Genomic DNA, 20,955 nt, shown 5'->3' on the forward strand with positions numbered 1-20,955 from the left:
GGACAATCGAAATGATTGCCCTGAAGGTATATTAAACGCTATAGGGTGGAATTGGCAAAGACAAAGGAGCTACTTGTTTTGGATGGATTTAGTACTGGAGGGCTCCGCGCTAGCGGTTCAGTTCAACTTGTTATTATACTGAAACATGAATTATTGAATAATATTTTTTCTTTAATTGACAATATTTAATATTTCAGTATATTGCAATAATATATGCTTTTGAAACATATTCTAATTCCCAATATCTAGTTTTAACCGGAGAAAACATTATGGGAGATAAGAGAAAGGAAGTCAAGGAATTTTGGCAGATTTACAAAGATATCGTGATTAAAACAGGAGTTCCGGTTGAAAAGGCTGTCTGGTATGTTCGCTGGGCGGAAAAATTCGCGAAGTCTATAAAGGGGAAGCCGCTACGGATGCGGAATCGGCAGGATGTGGAAATATTTCTTGCCGATCTGGGGGAAAATGGCAGCCCTTGGCAGGTGGAACAGGCCAAAGCGGCGCTGGGCATTTTGTATAGTGATTTTCTGAAAATTGATCTGGAAAAAGAGTCTCCTGAACCGGAGACCTTTCGTGATGCCGGTTCCCTGGTAGCCGAGGCAAAAAATCGCTATATTGATGCCTTTGAAGGACTCAGAAATGCTTTGCGTGTCCGGCATTATTCTCTGCGTACAGAGCAGTCCTATGGAAGCTGGCTGGCCCGGTTTCTTGCTTTTCATGATCTAAAGTCACCGAAGGAGCTTGGCAGTGAGGCAATCAGAGAATATCTTAATTACCTGGCCCGGGTGCGCCAAGTGTCAGCAAGTACCCAGAATCAGGCTTTAAACGCTATCGTTTTTTTCTACCGGGAAGCGTTGGGTAATGATGCTGGAGATTTCAGTGATTTTGTCCGGGCCAGAAAGCCACGGCGTCTGCCGGTGGTCCTGTCCCGGGAGGAAGTGGAAAGCTTGCTGGTCAACCTGGACGGTGTGTACCATCTGCAGGTCGGTTTGTTGTATGGGGGTGGCCTGCGTTTGATGGAATGCCTGCGCCTGCGGGTGAAGGATGTTGATTTCAGCCAGGGGCAGATCATGATTCGGGATGGCAAGGGCCAGAAAGACAGGCTGACGGTCCTGCCGGAGAAATACGTGCCCTTGCTGCAGGGACATCTGGTCATGGTTCGCAAACTGTTCGAGCAGGACAGTGAACAGGGAATTGCCGGTGTCTATATCTGGCCTTCCCTGGCGCGCAAATATCCGAACGCGTCCAAACAGTGGGGTTGGCAGTACCTGTTTCCAGCCAGGCGTTTGTCGGTTGATCCGCGCAGCGGCGAGGTCCGCCGGCATCATCTGCACGAAAGCGGCTTGCAGCGGGTGGTTAAGAAGGCGGCGGAGAAGGCCGGACTGGTGAAAAATGTCGGCTGCCATACCATGCGCCATTGTTTTGCCACCCATCTGCTGGAAGGCGGTTATGATATCCGTACGGTGCAGGAACTCATGGGGCATGAAGATGTTTCGACGACCATGATTTATACCCATGTCTTGAATCGGCCGGGGATTGCGGTTCGCAGTCCGGCTGATTTTTAAAGGCAGCCTTTACTTCGTACTGAACTGATTGGTAGCAGAGCAGGAACTAATGCCGAAAACAGAACCATTTGAACAGCACGCGGATCTCTATGATGCCTGGTTTGATCATCATCAGGATATCTATGAGGTTGAACTCAAGGCCATCGGGCGATTTATCCATGACGGGCAGGGCCAGGGGCTGGAAGTGGGTGTTGGTTCGGGGAAATTTGCCCTGCCCCTGGGGATTAAAACCGGGGTTGATCCTGCTGCCGTGATGCTGAAAAAGGCTGCCGCCGCCGGCATCAAGGTCTTTCGCGGGGTGGCCGAATTGCTGCCCTTTGCCGATCAATCCTTCGATTTTGTCCTGATGGTGACCACCATTTGTTTTGTTGACGATCTGGTGCAGTCATTCAGGGAAGCGTTCAGGGTTCTTAAGAACTCTGGATTTATTGTGGTCGCCTTTGTGGATAAGAACAGTAATCTTGGCCGGCAATATCAGCAACGGAAAGAAAACAGCAAATTCTACCGGGAGGCGGAATTTTTCTCACCTCCCGAGGTTCTCACAGCTTTGGAAACGGCTGGCTTCCGAAAATTTGAAGTGGTCCAGACACTTTTAGACTCTGAGACAACGGCCGAGATTGAAAATGGTTATGGCAAAGGGGCCTTTGTGGTGATAAAAGGGATGAAGTAAATAAAAATCTTTTTCAGGGAGGTGGTTTATGGATCATCTGTATATTCTCTGGACCAATGATCAGCTGGAAACCGCAGAGAAAATGGTGTTTATGTACGGGAAAAACTCTCTGCTGCGTGGCTGGTGGGACCAGGTGACCATCATTATCTGGGGCGCGACGACAAAGCTGGCGAGTAAAAATGAACAGATTCAGGCCGGTCTTAAAGATCTGCGGGGGGCCGGGGTTGAACTGCTGGCCTGCAGGGCCTGTGCTGATCAGTTGGGGGTAACCGAGGTCTTGGAAACGCTTGGGGTCAAGGTTGTTTATACCGGGGAGCTTATGACTCGACTGCTGAAGGATAATGAAAAACTGCTTACCGTGTAGCTGCTGAACGGATGGCATGGGTGATGCAGGAGTATCTCCGCTGGTTGCCGGTTTTAAAATTTGCCGCCAGGGCTTGAAAATGTTATCGTGTGGATTATATTGGTTAATAGATCATAATGGACAGTCCTGTTGGTATGGACTGAATATGGTAAGAATTTAACTGGAGGTGGGAAAAATGAAACTGAAACAGATTTCAATCTTTCTGGAGAATTCACCGGGTCGTCTCTATGAAGCAACCAGGGCGCTGGGTGACGCGGGGATTAATTTGCGGGCTTTGACGCTGGCGGAAGCGTCCGATTACGGGGTCTTAAGATTGCTGGTTTCCGATGTTCCCAAGGCCAGGCGGGTGATGATGGAAAAACATTTTCCCGCCCGGGTGGATGAAGTGGTGGCAGTGGAGATCAACGATAAGGCCGGCAGCCTGGCGGATGTTTTGAAACCGTTGAAGGATGCCAATATCAGTGTCCAGTACATGTATGCTTTTGCTGGTTTTGTCAGCAATTCGGCGGTGATGATTTTCCGTTTCAGTGAGACGGATAAAGCTATCGATATTCTGCAGCAAAACGGAATGAAGTTGTTGGACTCCAAAGCTTTTGGAATCCTTGAAAGTGCTGAATAATTATCAGGATGAAGGTTGAAGGAGGCCAACTATGACCAGTAAAACGAAAATGAGCTTTAAAAAATTTGCCGTGATTGGTGCCGGGCCGGTGGGCTGTATTGTTGCTGCTTTCCTGGCTAAAGGAGGCTATGATGTCACCTTGTGTGATATCGTGCCGGAGCTGGTGGCGCCAGCGGCTGATTCCGGAATTGTTATTGAAGGGGTGGAAAATTTTCAGCAGCAGGTTAGCCGCGGTATTACCAATATTGATGATCTGGCGGAAGATCCCCCTGATGTTATTATCATTACGGTCAAGGCAACGGTTCTTCACCTGATTGCCTCGTCCATCCAGGGGTTTTATCGTCAGGGCATGTATGTGGTGAGTTGGCAGAACGGCATCGATACCGAGCTGGTCCTGGCTGAAAGCCTGGAAAAGAAAGCAATCCTCCGGGCAGTGGTTAACTATGGCTGTGGCCTGGTGAAGCCCGGCCAGGTTCATATGGCTTTTCACCATCCACCTCATCTTTTGCAGGAACTTGATCCGGCCAGCAAACCGGCGGCTAAAGCCATTGCCGCGGCCCTGTCCAAAGGTGGCCTGGCCGCCGAACGGACGGAGAACATTATTGATATGGTCTGGCGGAAGTCAATTATGAATGCCTGTATGAATCCCGTCTGCGCGGTGACCGGGATGACCATGGCCGAGGCCATGCGCGACCCGATTGTCTTTCAGCTGGTTGACGAGTTAGCTAAGGAAGCGATCAAGGTGGCCCGGGCCAATGAAATTTCCCTGGGCTGGGAATACTACCCTTATGCGATCAATTATATGAGCAATGCCGGCGACCATAAACCGTCCATGTTGATGGATATTGAGAATAAACGTCGGACTGAGGTGGATTTTATCAACGGTAAAATCGTTGAATATGGTCAGCGGGTGGGGATGGAAACCCCGTATAACCTGATGATCCGCGGGCTGGTGAAGGCGCTGGAGTCAAGGTGAGATTTGTTTGTTTTCCCGGGGACGCAGGCCCAGCAGGCGGCGGATGTCTTCCAGGATCAGGTAGAGGTTGGGAATCAGAATCAGGGTAATGCCGGTGGCGAACATAATGCCGAACCCCAAGCTGATGGCCATGGGGATGAGGAATTTCGCCTGCATGCTCTGCTCCAGGATCATGGGAATCAGGCCGAAAAAAGTGGTCAGTGAGGTCAGCATGATGGGGCGGAAACGCCTGGTGCCGGCACTGATGGTCGCCGGCAGCAGTTTCATTCCCCGCCGGCGGTTGGTATTGATGGTGTGGATGAACAATAAAGAGTCATTGACTACTACCCCGGATAGAGCGACAATTCCGAAGATACTGAGGATGCTTAAATCGTAGCCCATGATCAGATGTCCCAACAGGGCACCGACCATCCCGAAGGGAATGGCGGTCATGATCAGCAGCGGCTGGCTGTGGCTGCGAAAGGGGATGGCCAGCAGGGCATAGACCCCCAGCAGCGCCAGCAGAAAACCTTTTTTCATGCTGTTGACGGAATCACGCCTTTCTTTTTCTTCTCCTTCCATGGAGAAGCTGAGTCCGGGATAATCTCTGGCCAGCTGGGTCAGCTCGGTCTGCTGGATATCGGCAATAATTTCCTCGGCGTTGGCGGTTCGGTCCTCCACATTGGCGGTGATATCAATAACTCGCTTGCGGTTGTAGCGATTGATTTCGCTGTACCCTCGGCCGGCGGTTATCTCGGCGGCCCGCTCCAGGGGTAGTTCACCGCCGTCCGCGGTCCGGATACGCATGTCTTCCAGACTGCTGAGATGTTCGCGGTCGGCCTTCGGATAGCGGACCATGATTTTGACTTCGCTGCGGCCGCGCTGCAGACGCAGGGCTTCAGCCCCGTAAAAAGCAGCGCGTACCTGGCGCCCAAGATCTTCTTCGGTGATGCCCAGGGTGCGGGCTTCAGGTTTTAACCTGATTTTCAGTTCTCTTTTTCCCTGGGAAAAATTATCGGCGATGTCTGAGACTCCCGGATACATTTCCAGGGTCTGCTTTATCTGGTCCGCGGCATTCTTAAGGATGTGAAAATCATCATGGGCGATCTGGATATCGATATTGGCTCCCATATGTACCAGGTTCGAGGTAAAAACCAGGGATTCGATGCCGGGGATTTCGCCGACCCGTTTTCGCCAGCGTTGGGACAGCTCCGTTGCCGTAATTTCACGATTTTCACTGGGAATGAGCACCAGGGCGATATCGCTCAGGTTTGAACTGCTGGCGGCATAACCTCCTGCCGGGCCACCCTTGGCAATGTTGCCGCCGACCACCGCGTAGAGATGGCGAAAAATGCTTTGTCCGTCCGGCAGGGTTTTATCGTAGTCAGCGATGGTGGCCATACCCTGTTTGACCAGATGTTCTTCAATCCCGGCGGTTTGTTTCACCGGAGTTCCCTGGGGCATTTCCAGGGAAACCATGATGATGTCGCTTTCCACTGCCGGCATGAAGCGAAACTTGATAATGCCGCCACCCACCAGGCCGAGAGAAATCAGAAGAATGGACAGGGCAACCGCCAGGGTTGTGTAGCGATTATGCAGAGACCGGCGCAGGAACCGGCGGTAGGGCCCCTGGATGAAGCGTTCCAGGGCTTTACCGAATTTTAGCCGCAGGCGTTCAATGGTGCCAAAAAAACCGCTGGCCGGGGGACGGAGTTTTCCCCATGACAGGTGGGCCGGCAGGACGAAAATTGATTCAATCAGGGAAATCAGCAAAACACTGATAACCACCATGGGGATGACCTTGATAAATTTCCCCATGATGCCTTCAATGGTCAGCAGGGGGATGAAGGCGGTAATGGAGGTGAGGACGGAAAAAACCACCGGTCCGGTAACTTCCATTGTTCCTCTGACAGATGCCTGGTTGAACGGCTCACCCTTTTGCCGGTGGGCATAGACATTTTCGCCGACGACGATGGCATCATCAACCACAATACCCAAAGCCATGATGAAGGCAAAAAGTGAGACCATGTTGATGGAAACATCCATAAAAGGCATCAGCAGCAGGGCGCCGCAGAATGAGATGGGAATGCCCAGCATGACCCAGAGCGCCAGGCGAATTTCCAGAAACAGGCTGAGAGCAATGAAGACCAGCGCCAGGCCGTAAAGGGCATTTTTGCGCAGCAGGTTCATCCGGCTCTGGAGTAGTTCAGAGGTGTCATTCCAGGTGTCCAGCTTCACCGATTCCGGCAGTTGCAGCTGTTTATCATGAACATACTTTTTCACCATTGCCGAAATGTCCGTCGGTTTTTGCTTGCCCACCCGGAATACTTTAATCATGGCCGCCGGCTGATTATTGAAACGGGCTTCTTCGTCGGTTTCAGCAAAGGTATCTTTTACCTGCCCCAGTTCTTCCAGAGTAACTTCGGTGCCGTCGGGATTGTTGATGATGACAATGTCGGCATATTGAGGTCCCCAGTAGCGTTTTTCTTTGGTCCGGACCAGGATCATGCCGCCTTTGCTTTTGATCTCTCCCGCCGGCAGGTCCTGGGATGCCTGGCGGATACGCCGGGCAACCTGTTCAAGGGTTAGATCGTAGCGTCTCAGGTTGATCTCGGGAATTTCAATGGAAATTTCGTAGGGACGGACGCCGCCCAGGTCCACCTGGGTGATCTCCGGTTTTTCCAGCAGGTCATCCCGAATCATTTCTGCCTGTTCCCGCAATGTCCGGGGGGAAAGATTGCCATAGACTACCACCGAAATGACTTCCTGGCGATTGAGCAGGATGCTGACAATTGGTTCTTCCGCGTCCTGGGGGAAGGTGATGATCCGGTCGACGGCATTCTTGATGTCCTGCAGCACCTGATTGGCATCTTCCCCGTCTTCCAGGACCGCCATGATGGTACCGATGCCCTCGGCCGCCTGGGATTGAATGTCCTTGATGCCGTCGATGCCGGTAAGATTTTCCTCGACTTTCAGGATGATGCCGTCTTCAATCTCTTCGGGACCGGCTCCGGGATAGGCAACCGAAACCAGCACCCGGTCGAGGATGACCTCAGGGAAAATTTCCTGTTTGAGGGAAATTCCCATAATCAAGCCGCCGACGATGAGAACCAGCATCAGCAGGTTGGCGGCCACGTGGTTGTTGGCCATCCATTTTACCGCGCCGCCGTTCATGACTGATTTTCCCGGGTTACCGGCCTGAGTTTCATCCCGTTTGCCGCTCCGTTGAGGTTGGTCAGCACTACCCGGTCGCCGTCATTGAGCCCGGCGCTGATCAGGACGGTTTTCAGCTGCCGGTGGATTACCGTTACCGGTTTGATCTGTAATTTAAACAAAACCGGGACTGTCCCCGAGTCTTTGCGTTTTAAAAGGGGGCTGTCCCAGGGTTGTTTTGCGACCCAGACGGTTTCCTGATCTCTCAGGGCCTCGCGGGGCAGGGAAATAACCTGCTCCAGTTGCTGTCCATGAATGTTGACATTAACAAACATGCCGATTTCAAGCTCCGGCAGGTAGCTATCGGTTTTCTTCCGCAGGTGGAAAGGATCGTCAACGGCTATTACCACCCTGGACATCCGGCCGCGGGGATCAACATCACCAAGAACCCGAACCAGCCGTCCGTGATATTCATAGGTCTGCTGCTGGTCTGTAAAAGTCACGGTTGCGGGAGACCCTGTCTGCTGTTGCCGGCCCCGGGGTATGTCAATCCAGCGAAAAACCCCCCGGGGCAGGGGCACAATAATCTCAGCGTTGTCGGTTCCACTTATTTCAACTACCGGGTTGCCGATTTTGACATACTGTCCTAAATCAATTTTTTCGCTGCGGATAAAACAATTAAAAGGGGCATGGATTTTTGTCCGTTCAAGGTTGATTTTCGCCTGTTCAAGCTGGGCCCGGGCCGCTGTCTGCTGGGCGATGCTTCCCTGTAGCTGGGGTTCATAGAGGACCAGCGGGTTAGGTTCTTCCTCGCTGTCTGGTTGCAGCCTTTTCCATTCCTGACGGGCGACCCTGGCCAGGCTTTTTATTTTCAGTACCTCCACATCTGCTTTAATCAGGTTGGCGGTTGCACTTTGCACGGCCAGTTGATAATCCACCTCTTCGATGGAAAACAGCAGCTCGCCGGTGGAGAAAAAACCGCCAACCACCAGTTTGGGGCTTACATTTTCCACTTTGCCGCTCACCTGTGGGGCAATGGTAGCCGCCTGGCGTGGCTGTACGGTTCCGGTACCGAAGATGTTGATCTGCCTTTTTTCCGGATGAACAATAATAGTTTCAACCAGGGCACCCGGCTGGGTTTTGACTTCTTTTTTCGGGGGCCGCCGGTGGCTGACCAGGTATTTCATCCCCACTATTCCAACTCCCAGGATGAGTAAAGGGATGAAAAAGGTGAAAAACTTTTTTCGTTGACTCATGAGGAGGTTCCTTGTTTCATGGATTTTGACCGGCGGTTCCTGAATGTTTCAGTCATCCACTGCCCGCCAACCGCCCGTACCAGGCTTATGCGGTTGGCCATCAGCTGTTGCCGGGATTCCAGCAGCCGCCGTCGGGCGGCAAAATGAAATTGCTGGGCGGTTAATACCGGTAGATAATCCGTAAGGCCCTGCAGGTATCTATCTGTTGCCAGGCGTAGTGCCTGCCTAGTGGCAAATTCTTCATCTTTCAGGTGTTTAATCTGTTCGGCAATCGTTTTATTGCTGATCAGGGCATCCTCAACTTCTCCCACCGCCACGATAACTTTCTGCTGATAGCCGGCAAATAATTCCTGCACCACCGCCCGGTTTCTTTCAACTTCCGCCCGCCGCCGGCCACCATCAATCAGCGGTTGGGTGAAGCCGGCCAGCAATTGCCAGAAAGTGCCGATCACCGGCGTGGTGCCGAAGGCAGTTTGTGACCAGCCGATATTGCCGGTTAACCTGATGGTGGGGAAACGATCGGCAATTGCGGCCGCCAGTTTCGCGTCGCCGGCCTGCAGCCGCAGCCAGGCGCTCTTGATGTCGGGGCGCTGCTGCAGCAGGGTTGCCGGAACGCCGGTATTGAACATGGCCGGATTATCCGGCAGGGAAACCGCGAAAGTTTGCTGTTTTTCGATGTTGAATTGGCCCATTAGAACTGCCAGGGCCTGTCTGGTAGTCAGCAGGTTTGCTTCATCGCCTGGCCGTCTGGCCCGGGCGGATGCCAGATTTTGCCTCGATTGATAAACATCAAGGGCTGGTACCAAACCCTGGCGGTAGCGAAACTCAACCCGATCCAGAGTGTCGGAGAATGATTTGATGGTTTCCTCGGTCAGGGCAAGCAATGCCTGTTTTTCGATAATCAGGTAGTAAAGATCTGCTACCTGACAGGAAAGACTCAGGTAGAGGATTTTAATTTCTTCCTTGCCGGCTGTGGCTTCCAAGCTGCCTGCCTGACGTCGTTTAGCCAGTTTTTGCCAGAGGTCAATTTCAAAACCGGCCGCCAGGGAAAGTCGGTAATTGTTTTCGGTGCTGTCTTCAAGGATTCCCGGCTGGTGATCGCGATGTGCCTGCCCTTCAAAATTGAGATAGGGCCTTTGGGCCGAGGCCTGGATTTTTACCAATGCCTGTGATTGCCGGAGACGGGCGAAGGCCTGATCCAGGTCAAGATTCTGTTTGAAGGCGGTTTCTATCAGCCGGTTCAGCCGGGGATCGTTCAGTGCCTGCCACCAGGGCTCAGTGGTGCCAATTCCGGTGGTGCCGGTAGATTTATGCTTGAAGGCCGCGGGGACGGTTGTCAGCTGTTGCCTGGCAGGTTGAAACAGGCCGCAGCCGGTTGCCAGGGCAAGGAGAGTGCCGCAGAAAATAATCTTTCCGGTCAGCCATTGCCTGGTCATGGTGCCTCCAGCCCGGCGGTCAGGAAAGGGAGCAGTTGGTCGATAAGGGAGTCGGCATCCTGGTTTAGGGTGATATTGTCGGGAACCATCTCCAGTCTTCCTGTTGTCCGCATGATGTGGCTGATGGTCCCGACGGTAAATTGCAGCCGCCAGTAGAGGGTTTCAGGATTAAGGTCCGGCAGGGCTTCCTTCAGGGTTTCAAACAGCAGAAATCCCAGTGGTTTGATATGGTGAAGAAAAAGGTTTCTGACTGTATCGTCCGGTTCCGTCATTGCCCGTCCCACCAGGGCGATAAAATAATTGCTGCCGTTTTTGCTGTCCCGGTATTTCAGGGTGGGTTCAATGAACGCTCTGATAATATCGGCTGCCCGCAGCGGCTTTTTCTCCCGCTGGGCCAGCTCACGAACTGCTTTGATATTGTCCTGTCTGATTTTGTTGAGGGGGATCAAGTGGCGTTCAAATATTGCTTTCAGCAGCGCTTCTTTGGAACCAAAATGATAATTGACCGCAGCCAGGTTGACTCCGGCTTCCCCGGTTATTTTCCGCAGTGAGGTATGGTGGTAGCCGTGGAGAGCAAAAAGTCTTTCAGCCGCGTCCAGGATGCTCTGTTTGGTGTTTTTTTCAGCCATGGTTTTCTTTGGTGATTTTTGCCTTAATATATTTATACAAACGTTTAAAACAAATGTATTAATAAGTCAAGAAAAAATACTTAACTATGACCGCTGGTAAACTTTTTGCAGGCTGCCCTCGTCCGAGAAGGAAAAGGAAAATGCAACGATGAAAGGAGGCGGACATGCAGAAAATACAATTATTTATACGGATTTTGGTGGCGGCATTTTTACTGGCTGGCCTGGTATCCTGTGCTTCTACACCCGGCTACTACAATACCCAGAGGGGCGCGGCCATTGGTGCTGGAATTGGTGCCCTTGCCGGGCAGGCGATTGGCAGAGATACCGAAGGGACTTTGCTCGGTGCCGGTATAGGCACGGTGGCCGGGGCCATTCTTGGCAACGCGGTTGATCAGGATCAGCAGATGAATCGGGAAACTATATATCATGACCGACGGACTGAGAACTACGGTTATCGACGTAATAGATCGTACAATGATTATGACCAGCATGGTTACGATGATAATGATGGGACGTATGTGGAAACCATTCCCGGACCCGTGGACCAGCATACCAACTGCCGCAAGGTAACCAGGCGGGTATGGGATAAAGGGGTTCTGGTGAGTGAAAAAGTGGAAGAAGTGTGCGAAGGGGAAAAATACAGTCGTGATTATTAATGATTGTAGCCTTGCTGGATAGCGGCAGCATCAACCGTAAAAAAGAAAATCAAAATAACTTGCTAAAATGGTCGGAAAAGGGTATTTTCACCTGTTTTGCGTTGGTAGAGCGATTAACCTGGATGTACGGGCTAGGCTCATAGCGGTATTGGCCGCCTGGTTGGGGACAGTTTTTAAAACTGTCCCCCATTGTGATTCGCGGCGGACAATCGGGGACATTGCTTTAGCGGTGTCCTCACAAGCCGGCCATGGACGGCAGGCGAGAATGAGTGAGAGCCATGCCGGTACATCCCCAAGAACAATTACTTATTTTTTGAAGTTGGGCCGCCAAAGCGGACTGAGAACGTTTTTAGGATTTTCAGGAACAGGTATGGAAAGTGAGTTGAAAATGAAAGTATCTTTATATGTCAAAATAGGCTTGGTTTTGATGGTCTTCATGCTGGCGCCTTTGTCAGCCGGGGCCTTTCCTTCAAACAAGGCGGCCCAGGGGCAGTCCACGCAGCAGCTGAACGCACCAATTCACGGGAAAATAGTGGAAACCATGGATAGTGGTGGCTATACGTACGTGCTTCTGGATACCGGCAGTGAAAAACTTTGGGTGGCAACTCCGCTGATGAAGGTTTCAGTGGGACAGGTAGTGGATTTGTCTCAGGGGATTGAAATGGCCGGTTTTGCCAGTAATACTCTGAAGCGGACCTTTGACCGGATTATTTTCTCATCCGGTAAGGCTGTCGCTTCCGAGTCCGGGATGGCCAAAGTCGGGATGAAGAAAAAGTGTGCTCCGGGAAACTGCCCCATGCCGTCTGACAAAGATGTAATGAAGATTCCCCATGGTGGGGCGCCGTCCCTGGAAAAGGCAGCAGTGGTTGCCGTCGAAAAGGCCAGTGGCGACAATGCTTTTACTATCAGTGAATTATACGCCCGGAAAGACAAGCTTGACGCAAAAAAGGTGCGGGTCCGGGGGAAAGTAGTGAAGGTCTCCCAAAATATCATGAAAAGAAACTGGATTCACCTGCAGGATGGTACCGGTGATGCCACCAAGGGTACATATGATCTGACAATAACCTCGGAAAATGCACCGAAAGTAGGTGAGGTGGTGGTAGCCGAAGGAATATTGCACCAGAATAAAGATTTTGGTGCTGGCTACCGCTATGAGGTGATTTTAGAAGAAACGACTTTTCAGTAAATAGCCGGTTTGAAGCCCTTCTTTGGCATGTTTGTCCCCAAGTTTTTTACGGTCTGATTACTAAGAAGTGATATCCAGTTTCAGTTTTTCCTGAAAAATCCTCTTCTTTCAGATCAAAACCTATCCAATCTGCACTGTCTTCTTTATATAACTTCGCGGATCAGGTGCAAGAAATGGCGTAGCTATTTCTTGTCACCTGAATCCTTTGGTTCGGCTAGTGATCTTGCTTGGAAAGCGCTTCAAGCATTCTGGCCACGCGATCTCCTATGGTTTCATAAAGTAGTGTGACCATGGAATCACTGTATTCTCTGGTTTGTGTCTGGACCTCGCCAAGCTTGTTCAAAACACTATGACAGCTTTCAGCCATTCGTTCTCGCACCATCGGCCAACCAAGACCAGCCTTCTTTGCCATATTCTTCCAGTCACCAATCATGAATGCGTTGACTGATTCGCAGCCACCAATTTTCATCGCGAGATTTTTGGAAAGGTCAGGCCATGCAAGAGTAGAGACAAGATCATAATAGGGAGATAGTCGTCGTTCGCCACCAGAATACAAAAACGAGTAGTTCTTGCCGTGAGCATCGGCATTGCCGATCAACACATTGAAAATCAGGCCGTTGATAAAGCTGGGAATATCAAGAACTGGTGCAGTGGACCAGTCCCGAAGCAGCGAAATACAGTCGTTAAGCATCGGGCCGCCCTCTGCCTGGTACTTTCGCTCCGGCGGAAATCCCAATGCCTGGCAGAAGTCCTCTTGGTGGAGTCGGGTCGTACTGCCATCTTCATCAGTCGCACGGTCATATCTTCGAACTAGAATGCACGATTTCTTTCCAATCGGACAATATTCTGTATTGGACGTGTTCAAGCCAACTGCCTGCGCTAGAGTCATACAGAAAATCTCGTTGGCGGCCAGGCCCGGAAAACGATCTGGTTCTGGTTTCAGTATGTGGGTGCTGGGAGTACCGCCAAGAGGGAGACATATTCTGTTGTTATGAACGATAACGGGCAATTTGTCCTGTGCTCCGGCGAGTGAGAGTCGCAGTCCATCTCTGCCAACCATTAAGGGACGACGGGGTAACTCGGCTACGAGTTGTCGCAACTCCGGTTCGCTCAGTTCGCGATACTGGGCATTTTTCGGATCTGTCGGAGCAATGCCTTCAGGAAGCAGGCTGACAGCGCCAGCGCAATCCCCTCCTATCCTCTCTAGCATTGCAAAGTCATTGGTGTCGCTGATCCCAAAAATCTCTGCTATGATTTCTCGTGGTCGCTCTTCAGGCAGTATACCTGCAAAGAAAGGCCTGGCCTTTTTCCCCGAGAACACCTCACTTTGGAGAGGCAGTGAACGAGAGAGGGGCATGGCGCCCGGCTTTTCCAACCATGCCTGATTGTAGGAGAATCGCATCAAACCACTATCGTCTTGTTCGAGAGTTCCGACTCTCTCGGCATTCAGATAAACGATCAGGTTATTCATGGCTTTTCGCATTGTCCAGTGTCATCACTAGGGATAGTGATCTGGAGTTTGAGCCCCAGGGCATGGAGAACCTGTAGGATCTTTCCGATTTGGCAGGTTGGCTTGCCCTTCTCAAGATCAATAATGAAGCGCAGACCCGTACCACAGGTCATTGCCAGATCCTTCTGGGTAACCTTTAACTGTCTGCGTCTTGCGTGAATAGCGGCGCCAAGCTGCTCTGGATTCTTAGGAGTATTCATGTTACCGATCGGCAATATAGCGTATCATGGAGTGCCTGTCAAGTAAAATATTACCGTTCGGTAATATTTTACCCCCACACAAGTCTTTTGCTTAAAATGTTACCGAACGGGAATATCGGTGGCTCAGAAAGCTGCCTGTGGGAACAACGCGAACTCAAGGCTTTATTTGCCTCATCCGACCTAATGACCTGTATCAGCCGCCTGAAAACGGCAACGGGACTTTCAATTTATCGATGATTTCGCGCCGTTTTCAGGTCGGTTCTGTATGCGATTGTTCGGCGATTTTTTGCCGATAAAACTGTTATGGGATGGATGAGTTTCAATTTAATTTTACTCTGACCCCAATTAATATGACCCCAATTAATATTAACACAATTAATCCAATTAATGGCAGTCCCGGGCGAATTTTTCCGCCTGCCGCTGGTAGATCTCCAGTTGCTTTGGTTTTGCTGCCAGGACTTTTTGCTCCAGGTCCAGGGCAACACAGGGAAATCCCCGGCGCCAGTAACCTTCTGCCAGGGTGTCGAGGATATGGGGTGCCGGCTTGATGGCCGCAGCCTCTTTTGCCAGCTGGAAACCACGCTCAATATTCTGGATTTGCGGATCAGCAGCAGTCAGCAGCAGCCAGGCGAAATTATTCAACAGCTCCGGGCGCTTGCGGTCCAGTGCCAGGGCGGATTCAAAATAATTCCGGGCCGACTTTAACTGTTGCTCTTCGAAATAGAGTGATCCCAGGCTGATTAAGGCATTGACATCATTGGGATGTTCCCGGCAGTAGTTCTCCATCACTTTAATCAGAAAACGATTGTTCAGTGATTGCTGTAAATTTGCGGTGTTTAACCGGGATCCCAGCAGGACGAGAGAGGAGACGCAGAGGATGAAAACCAGCAATGCCGCTTTTACCTTGTGCCGGTGCCGCCTGATAAGGGCTGGATTTCCAATGCATTTACGTAAATAATCGATTCGCTGGGGAATGTTATAATGATGCCAGTTTGCCCGCTGGCCGTAATCGCCAATCAGCCAGGCAAGTTTTTTGAAAGCGCTGATCAAGGGTTCAGCTGTGCCCAGGGCGGAGAAAACATAAAGATCGGCTTCCCGTTCAAAGTTTCTGAGGAAATAGCCAAAAACAAAGCGGAAATACAGCAGGTAAATCAGCAGCAGCGGAATCGTGGATGCCAGCGAAATAATATTCGCCTGCTGGTGGGGCGAAGATAAAAGTAGATGTTGTATCAGAATTGTGGTCAGCAGCCAGCTGACCAGGAGCTCAAAAAAAGCATAGTTAAGCAGAAAAATGCTGAGGAAAAAAAGCAGAAATACCAGCAGGTGATGTCTCTTGACATGACCGATTTCATGGGCAATGACGGCGTTGATTTCTTCCGGGTTGAGGATTTCTATCAGCCCAGGGGTAATCAGCAGGTAGCGGCTGAAAAAATAAGGGCCGACGACCGCGGCAGTTACCATCCTTCCCTCAACCGAAGGCCAAAGCATAATTTCTTTGTATTTGACTCCCTCCCGGTGGCAAAAATCGGCTAATGATGTTCGCAGTGCCGACGGTGGCAGGGGGCGGCAGCCCCACAACTTGACCATCAGCGGCGGGGCGATGGCCGAGAGAATAAGAAGAAAAAAAGCAAAGAAGGCAATATCTATGGCTGGTGACTGCAGGAGATGCCGAAAAAGCTCCGGGGCTAAAAGCTGGATAAGATCAGTAATCCCCATGATTGCCAGCCAGGGGGCGATGATGCCGAGAGCGAAAAACAGTTTCCGGAAGCAGTAGGTCGAGCGTTTTTTTTCAAAGGTCAGCAGTTTGCTGAAAACCTTGTGGGCGTGTTCCCAGATGATGAGCTGATAGATAAGGAAAAGACCAAAAGCGATGAGATTGTTCAATGCCGAGCTGGCTGAAGCCAGGGGAAGGGTGGCAATTACTGATTTGATATTGACCATGTAGACGGTCAGGATATAGGCGGCCACCGCCAGAATATTGAGTTGGGTAATGCTGCGGTCGTAGGATAGGGGAAGTTGTTCAGCCGTCATTTTATGGTTTTGAAATCGGCGGATAATCGCTGAAAATCTGATCCTGATTATCAGGGTGAACAGGAGGTAGAGGGCGGCTTGCAGGATGAGGGTCTGGCCGATGGTAAAGCTGGGACTTTCCGGCGGTACCTGGGTGCTGTACACCAGGATAATGACAATATAGATGATAAAAGAATGATACATGGAAGCTTGCGCCTAGTTATCCCTGATATCGCCGGTATTTGAAAGCTTATCGGTGACTTCCCTGCCATTGGGATAATAGACGAACAGGTGAAACTGGTAGGTTGGGAAATCTGTGAGGTTTTTGTCAGGCTTTCTGGTGCCGGTCAGCCTTTTTAAATTTTCAACAAACTGCCTGCCCAGTTTCAGCGCATAGGCCGGCGGTGTGGACTGGTCAACCAGCAGGGTCAGAGACAACTCATGTCCCTGTTGATTGATGGCTGCATTACCCACCAGGGAGTGGGAAGTTATTTCCTGAATAAGTTGGTTTTTAATCTGGATAGAAATAGTCGGGATGCTGAGTGGTGAGCTTTTTGATTGAATAGCCGGCTGCTGGCCGGCCCCCCAGAGAATCAGGAGGATGATTTCGATCAGGACTGTAACCGCTAAGCTTATGACCAGTGGTCGGGAAGTGATGAATCTTTGCAACCTGATTGTCGTGCTTTTGGTTGCTGGTCTGGGTTTGGCTTGAACTGCCGGTTTGTCCGCCATAACTTCAGATGCCGGTGGCTTTTCAGCTTGGAGTTCAGTTTCACTTTCGTCTGGAAGTAATGTGGCTTCTGCTGTTTGTTCCTGTTCCTGAATCCTGTCATCTTCAGGGTTCAGGAAGAAAACTTTATGGCAGGATGGACAGCGGACATGGGCACCGGCTGCCGGAATTTTTGCTTCATCTATCCGGCATCTGGCCTGACAGTATTCGCAGATTACTTTCATGAAAATTCCCCGGTAAATAATTTCAGACAGGCTTTAGGTGATGGATTTTTTGGCTTCAAGCTTGGCTTCAATCAACTGCCGGTGTGAAAGCTGCAGCATAGTACCCAGCTTGTGCATCAGGTGATCTTCATGTTGATCCAGAATGCCGTCGGCATAGACGATCTGCCAGATGTTTTCCAGTAAACGGAACTTTTCTTCCGTTGGCCAATGCCTGTTGATCATTGATGTTACCGGGTAGAGATCGACACTTTCAGCCTGGTCTTTTCGGGCTCGTTCAATCAGTTTATCACTGTCAGCTTCGGACAGGGAAAACCGTTTTCGGATGACGGTTTGAATTTGCAGTTCCTCCTGGGGCTGAATTATTCCATCAGTATGGGCGACTTCCAACAGCAGCATGCAGGTTGCCAGTTGCAGCTCATCTTCTACCGCCGCTGTATCGTGTTCTCCCCGGCTATTTTGAGTCAGGATGTTTTTGAAAAATTTAAGCATTTGTTCCTCTTTTTCGACTTCTTTCTGATTTAATTTACCAAAGATTGAGCGTAACCAGGTCAAAGCGGTCAGATTGGCGGCAATGCCACCACAAACCATGGCTATCGCAATGGAAAGGTAACCAAAATTTAACAGGTAAACAAACACATATGCCAGGGGAATAGCAACTACAAAAATTCTGATAAAATTCATGGTAATTCCGGGCAGCCCTAATCCCATCCCCTGCATGGCTCGATTGGCGGTGATATTGATTGCCATCAGGGGGAAAGTGAAAACCTCAATCCTCATATAGGCGGCTCCGATGCTCAAAAGATCCGCCCGGGAGGTGAAGATGCCCAGGAATCTGGTTGGGAAAATAAAAAAAAGTATTCCCATGCCCAAGGCGTAGATAATATTTACTTTCAGGGCAAAATGAAAGGTTTTAATCAACAGGGGGAATTGTTTTGCCCCGTGAAACATGCCGGTCAGGGTCAACAGGGCAATGGCGGAAGCGACCAGGGGCATGACCACGGCGCTTTCGAGACGGGATGCCATGCCGAAAGCCGCCACATATTCGGTGCCGAAATGGGCCATGAAGCGGTTGAGAAACATGATGTAAAATGCCATCAGCAGCATGGTCAGGCTGGCGGGAATGCCGACCTTGAAAATTTCTCTTACGGTAGCCAACCGGCTGGAGAAACGTTTAAGGGAAAGTTGTAATGTCGATTTTTTTCGCAGATACCAGGTGAAAAGCAGCAGGCCGCATCCCTGGGAAATAATGGTGGCTATGGCTGCTCCGGAAACCCCCTTTTTGAGGATAAAAATAAACAGTGGATCAAGAATGATATTCAGCAGCAGGCCGCTGATCTGCACTTTCATCGGGGTAAGGGTATCACCCTGGGCGGTAAAAGTGCTGTGAATGGCGTAGGAAGAAAACATGAAAAAACTGCCGGCTGCAATAATATTCATGTAGCTGACCGCAAGCTCGAGTACTTGTTCCTTTGCCCCCAGTAACTGCAAAATCGGGCGAGACATGCAGAGGAAAAGGAGAAACAGCCCCAGGGCGGAGGCCAGGGCAATGCCCAGCCCGTGCATGGCACTGTTTTCCGCTTCCGCCTTTTCCCCGGCACCCAATTGTCGGGAAATGAGCGAATTCAATCCCACTCCCATGCCGCTATTCACCGAAACCAGAATAAAATAGAGCGGAAAGGAAAAAGTCAGCGCCGCCAGTGATGCAGTTCCCAGGCGGCCGACAAATACCATATCGACCATATTATAAGTGGTTTGCACCACCATGGCGGTAATGGTGGGCAGCGCCAGTTTGAAGAGGGCCTTTCTCGGATGCCGGCTGAATTCGTCGATGCGGTTGAAGGTTGTCATGGGTTGCTCAATATATAGCTTGGTTGGCTGATTAGGACATCGCAAGTTCTATATGAAGAGATGATGAAGGTCAAGGTATTGCTACACAGGCTTTTGTGCCGGGCCGGGGCTGGTGACTTTTCATCGTTTATGCCTGAATTTTGAGCTTAACAATAGAACGAAGGGTGAAAAATGAAGAGTGAAATAATGAGCTTGATTTATCGCTGCTTACCTGTGAAGTGGTTTGATAGATAGTGAATGAACAACAGACGGCATTTTATGGCATGTTTGTTGCTGCAGCATATTTCGCGCTCATAATGTTATTCAGGGCCGATATGAAAAATATTGCTTGTATCATTCATGGGATGCTGGTAATTGGACTGGCAAAAGTTTAGTCCCTTACAGGTTATTTTCTTGTTTGAAAAATAAGAAAATGTTAAGTGCTTCACGGGTTATTTGCCGTCAGGCAAAGGTTCTGATGAAGAAACTTATGCAAAGCTCTGATTGGAGTGCTTATTTGCGGGCAAAGTCCGCGTTAGTCTGAACGTGAGGTATAAATATGGAAAAATGGTATTTAGCGATGAGCATTTTTGCTGCGGGTTTTTCATCTGTGTTTATGATTTTGGGTATGTTGGTAATTTCCCTTAAAATATCTAATGCTATCTTGGGTCGCTTTCCTTCTTCCCAGGAAAAGAAGTAATTGTATTAAGGAAAAATGAGTGATTTGAAAAGCCTTTCCTTATCTTTCATGAGGTGAAAAATGGAATCTTTGCTGCATAAATTGTTATTGTCAACCGGCATCTATCATTTAACCTTTGGTAATGTGATCATGTGGCTGGTGGCCTTTATTCTGATTTTTCTTGCCATCAGGAAAAAATATGAACCCCTGCTGCTGGTTCCCATAGGATTTGGCATCTTTGTGGTCAATCTGCCCATAACTCACTTGATGGAAGCCCATGGGATCCTCGGGGTGTTCTATCATTATGGCTTGGAATGGGAGATTATTCCGCCGCTGATTTTTCTCGGATTGGGAGCCATGACTGATTTTGGTCCCTTGATTGCTAATCCTAAAACGCTGCTTTTGGGAGCCGCGGCTCAATTGGGTGTTTATGCGGCTTTTTTTGCTGCTCTGGCTATGGGATTTACAATTCCGGAAGCGTGCTCAATCGGGATTATCGGTGGCGCCGATGGGCCAACCACTATTTTTACGACGGTAGCCCTGGCACCGCATCTGTTGGGGGCAACAGCGGTGGCGGCTTATTCCTATATGGCCATGGTGCCGATAATTCAGCCGCCTATCATCCGCTTGTGTACCAGCAAAGAAGAACGCCTTATTCGCATGCGGCAATTGAGGCCGGTTAGTGGCAGACAAAAAGTTATCTTTCCCTTGTTAACCTGCCTGCTGATTTGTCTCTTTGTGCCGGCTTCAGCTCCTTTGATGGCCATGTTTATGTTGGGGAATTTTTTCCGTGAGTCCAAGGTTGTTGAACGACTGTCATCCACGGCTCAGAATGAGTTGATGAATATTGTTACCATCTTCCTGGGGCTGGCGGTTGGTGGTACCATGAATGCGGAGAAATTTCTAACTCCGAAAGCGTTGCTGGTTTTTGTTGTGGGTCTGGTTGCCTTTTCTTTCAGTACCTTTGGCGGCATTATGCTGGCTAAGCTTATGAATGTTTTTTCCAAAGAAAAAATAAATCCCATGATTGGGGCTGCCGGGGTGTCCGCGGTGCCCATGGCCGCCAGGGTGGTGCAAACGGTTGGTGCTAAGGAGGATCCGCGCAATTTTCTGCTCATGCATGCCATGGGGCCGAATGTCGCCGGAGTTATTGGTACGGTAGTGGCTGCTGGTTTGTTTCTCACCATGGCTGGTTAGACCATTTTTTAAAATCCCGCCGGAATAAATACTTGCCCGGCGGGATTTTTTTGTTATATATTATTGCATGCATGCTAAAGTATGCAACT

At 50.1% G+C, this 20,955-nt stretch carries 18 protein-coding genes; 8 read left to right on the plus strand and 10 right to left on the minus strand.

Translation table 11 applies throughout. From position 1 onward, the window contains the following. The first annotated feature begins 269 nt into the window (after nucleotides 1-269). The 5 genes from U9P07_01700 to U9P07_01720 all read left to right on the plus strand — a co-directional run bounded on the left by U9P07_01700 (nucleotide 270) and on the right by U9P07_01720 (nucleotide 4,194). Nucleotides 270-1,565 carry an integron integrase gene (locus U9P07_01700; protein ID MEA2108119.1) on the plus strand — a complete coding sequence of 432 codons (1,296 nt, stop codon included), beginning with the start codon at nucleotides 270-272 and terminating at the stop codon, nucleotides 1,563-1,565. Between the two features lie 49 nt (nucleotides 1,566-1,614). Then, nucleotides 1,615-2,235, plus strand: coding sequence for a class I SAM-dependent methyltransferase (locus tag U9P07_01705; protein MEA2108120.1), 621 nt, complete (start codon nucleotides 1,615-1,617; stop codon nucleotides 2,233-2,235). 28 nt (nucleotides 2,236-2,263) lie between these two features. Further along, on the plus strand, nucleotides 2,264-2,599 hold the full coding sequence (locus U9P07_01710; GenBank protein MEA2108121.1) for a DsrE family protein: 336 nt from the start codon (nucleotides 2,264-2,266) through the stop codon (nucleotides 2,597-2,599). 175 nt (nucleotides 2,600-2,774) lie between these two features. Next, the gene (locus tag U9P07_01715; protein ID MEA2108122.1) at nucleotides 2,775-3,218 is read left to right on the plus strand and encodes an amino acid-binding protein; all 444 of its coding nucleotides are present in this window, start codon (nucleotides 2,775-2,777) and stop codon (nucleotides 3,216-3,218) included. Between the two features lie 31 nt (nucleotides 3,219-3,249). Beyond that, nucleotides 3,250-4,194, plus strand: a complete 945-nt coding sequence (locus U9P07_01720) for a 2-dehydropantoate 2-reductase (GenBank protein MEA2108123.1) — start codon at nucleotides 3,250-3,252, stop codon at nucleotides 4,192-4,194. Here U9P07_01720 and U9P07_01725 read toward each other — a convergent pair. The 4 genes from U9P07_01725 to U9P07_01740 are packed head-to-tail and all read right to left on the minus strand — an operon-like array spanning nucleotide 4,186 to nucleotide 10,647. After that, complete coding sequence (locus U9P07_01725; GenBank protein MEA2108124.1) at nucleotides 4,186-7,347, minus strand: efflux RND transporter permease subunit; 3,162 nt, start codon at nucleotides 7,345-7,347, stop codon at nucleotides 4,186-4,188. The two genes, U9P07_01720 and U9P07_01725, sit on opposite strands and share 9 nt — an antisense overlap. Continuing rightward, a complete protein-coding gene (locus tag U9P07_01730; protein ID MEA2108125.1) occupies nucleotides 7,344-8,582 on the minus strand; it encodes an efflux RND transporter periplasmic adaptor subunit in 1,239 nt (412 codons plus the stop codon). Before U9P07_01730 ends, U9P07_01725 begins: the two co-directional genes overlap by 4 nt. Further along, a complete protein-coding gene (locus tag U9P07_01735) occupies nucleotides 8,579-10,018 on the minus strand; it encodes an efflux transporter outer membrane subunit (GenBank protein MEA2108126.1) in 1,440 nt (479 codons plus the stop codon). The genes U9P07_01730 and U9P07_01735 overlap by 4 nt, the downstream gene beginning before the upstream one ends. Continuing rightward, entirely contained in the window at nucleotides 10,015-10,647 is a 633-nt protein-coding gene (locus tag U9P07_01740) for a TetR/AcrR family transcriptional regulator (GenBank protein ID MEA2108127.1), read from the minus strand. The genes U9P07_01735 and U9P07_01740 overlap by 4 nt, the downstream gene beginning before the upstream one ends. Nucleotides 10,648-10,811: 164 nt before the next feature. Between U9P07_01740 and U9P07_01745 the strand changes: the two genes are divergently transcribed. Beyond that, a complete protein-coding gene (locus U9P07_01745; protein MEA2108128.1) occupies nucleotides 10,812-11,303 on the plus strand; it encodes a YMGG-like glycine zipper-containing protein in 492 nt (163 codons plus the stop codon). A gap of 87 nt (nucleotides 11,304-11,390) precedes the next feature. Here U9P07_01745 and U9P07_01750 read toward each other — a convergent pair whose 3' ends face one another. Next, nucleotides 11,391-11,522: a hypothetical protein gene (locus U9P07_01750; GenBank protein ID MEA2108129.1), complete on the minus strand. Its 132-nt coding sequence runs from the start codon at nucleotides 11,520-11,522 to the stop codon at nucleotides 11,391-11,393. Between the two features lie 46 nt (nucleotides 11,523-11,568). Here U9P07_01750 and U9P07_01755 point away from each other — a divergent pair, with 46 nt between their 5' ends. Then, entirely contained in the window at nucleotides 11,569-12,489 is a 921-nt protein-coding gene (locus U9P07_01755) for a DNA-binding protein (GenBank protein MEA2108130.1), read from the plus strand. A gap of 214 nt (nucleotides 12,490-12,703) precedes the next feature. On the opposite strand, the gene U9P07_01760 is transcribed toward U9P07_01755, so the two are convergent. The 5 genes from U9P07_01760 to U9P07_01780 form a co-directional block, all read right to left on the minus strand. After that, a complete protein-coding gene (locus U9P07_01760; protein MEA2108131.1) occupies nucleotides 12,704-13,960 on the minus strand; it encodes a type II toxin-antitoxin system HipA family toxin in 1,257 nt (418 codons plus the stop codon). Beyond that, nucleotides 13,957-14,199, minus strand: coding sequence for a helix-turn-helix transcriptional regulator (locus U9P07_01765; GenBank protein MEA2108132.1), 243 nt, complete (start codon nucleotides 14,197-14,199; stop codon nucleotides 13,957-13,959). The genes U9P07_01760 and U9P07_01765 overlap by 4 nt, the downstream gene beginning before the upstream one ends. A gap of 384 nt (nucleotides 14,200-14,583) precedes the next feature. Continuing rightward, nucleotides 14,584-16,413, minus strand: a complete 1,830-nt coding sequence (locus U9P07_01770; protein ID MEA2108133.1) for a M48 family metalloprotease — start codon at nucleotides 16,411-16,413, stop codon at nucleotides 14,584-14,586. A 12-nt stretch (nucleotides 16,414-16,425) separates the two neighbouring features. Continuing rightward, on the minus strand, nucleotides 16,426-17,163 hold the full coding sequence (locus U9P07_01775) for a zinc-ribbon domain-containing protein (protein MEA2108134.1): 738 nt from the start codon (nucleotides 17,161-17,163) through the stop codon (nucleotides 16,426-16,428). A gap of 33 nt (nucleotides 17,164-17,196) precedes the next feature. Continuing rightward, nucleotides 17,197-19,011: an MATE family efflux transporter gene (locus U9P07_01780; GenBank protein MEA2108135.1), complete on the minus strand. Its 1,815-nt coding sequence runs from the start codon at nucleotides 19,009-19,011 to the stop codon at nucleotides 17,197-17,199. Nucleotides 19,012-19,750: 739 nt separating this feature from the next. Here U9P07_01780 and U9P07_01785 point away from each other — a divergent pair. Beyond that, entirely contained in the window at nucleotides 19,751-20,866 is a 1,116-nt protein-coding gene (locus U9P07_01785) for a sodium ion-translocating decarboxylase subunit beta (protein MEA2108136.1), read from the plus strand. The last annotated feature ends 89 nt before the right edge of the window (nucleotides 20,867-20,955 follow it).

The organism is Pseudomonadota bacterium, assembly GCA_034660915.1.
Taxonomy (GTDB): Bacteria; Desulfobacterota; Anaeroferrophillalia; order Anaeroferrophillales; family Anaeroferrophillaceae; genus DQWO01.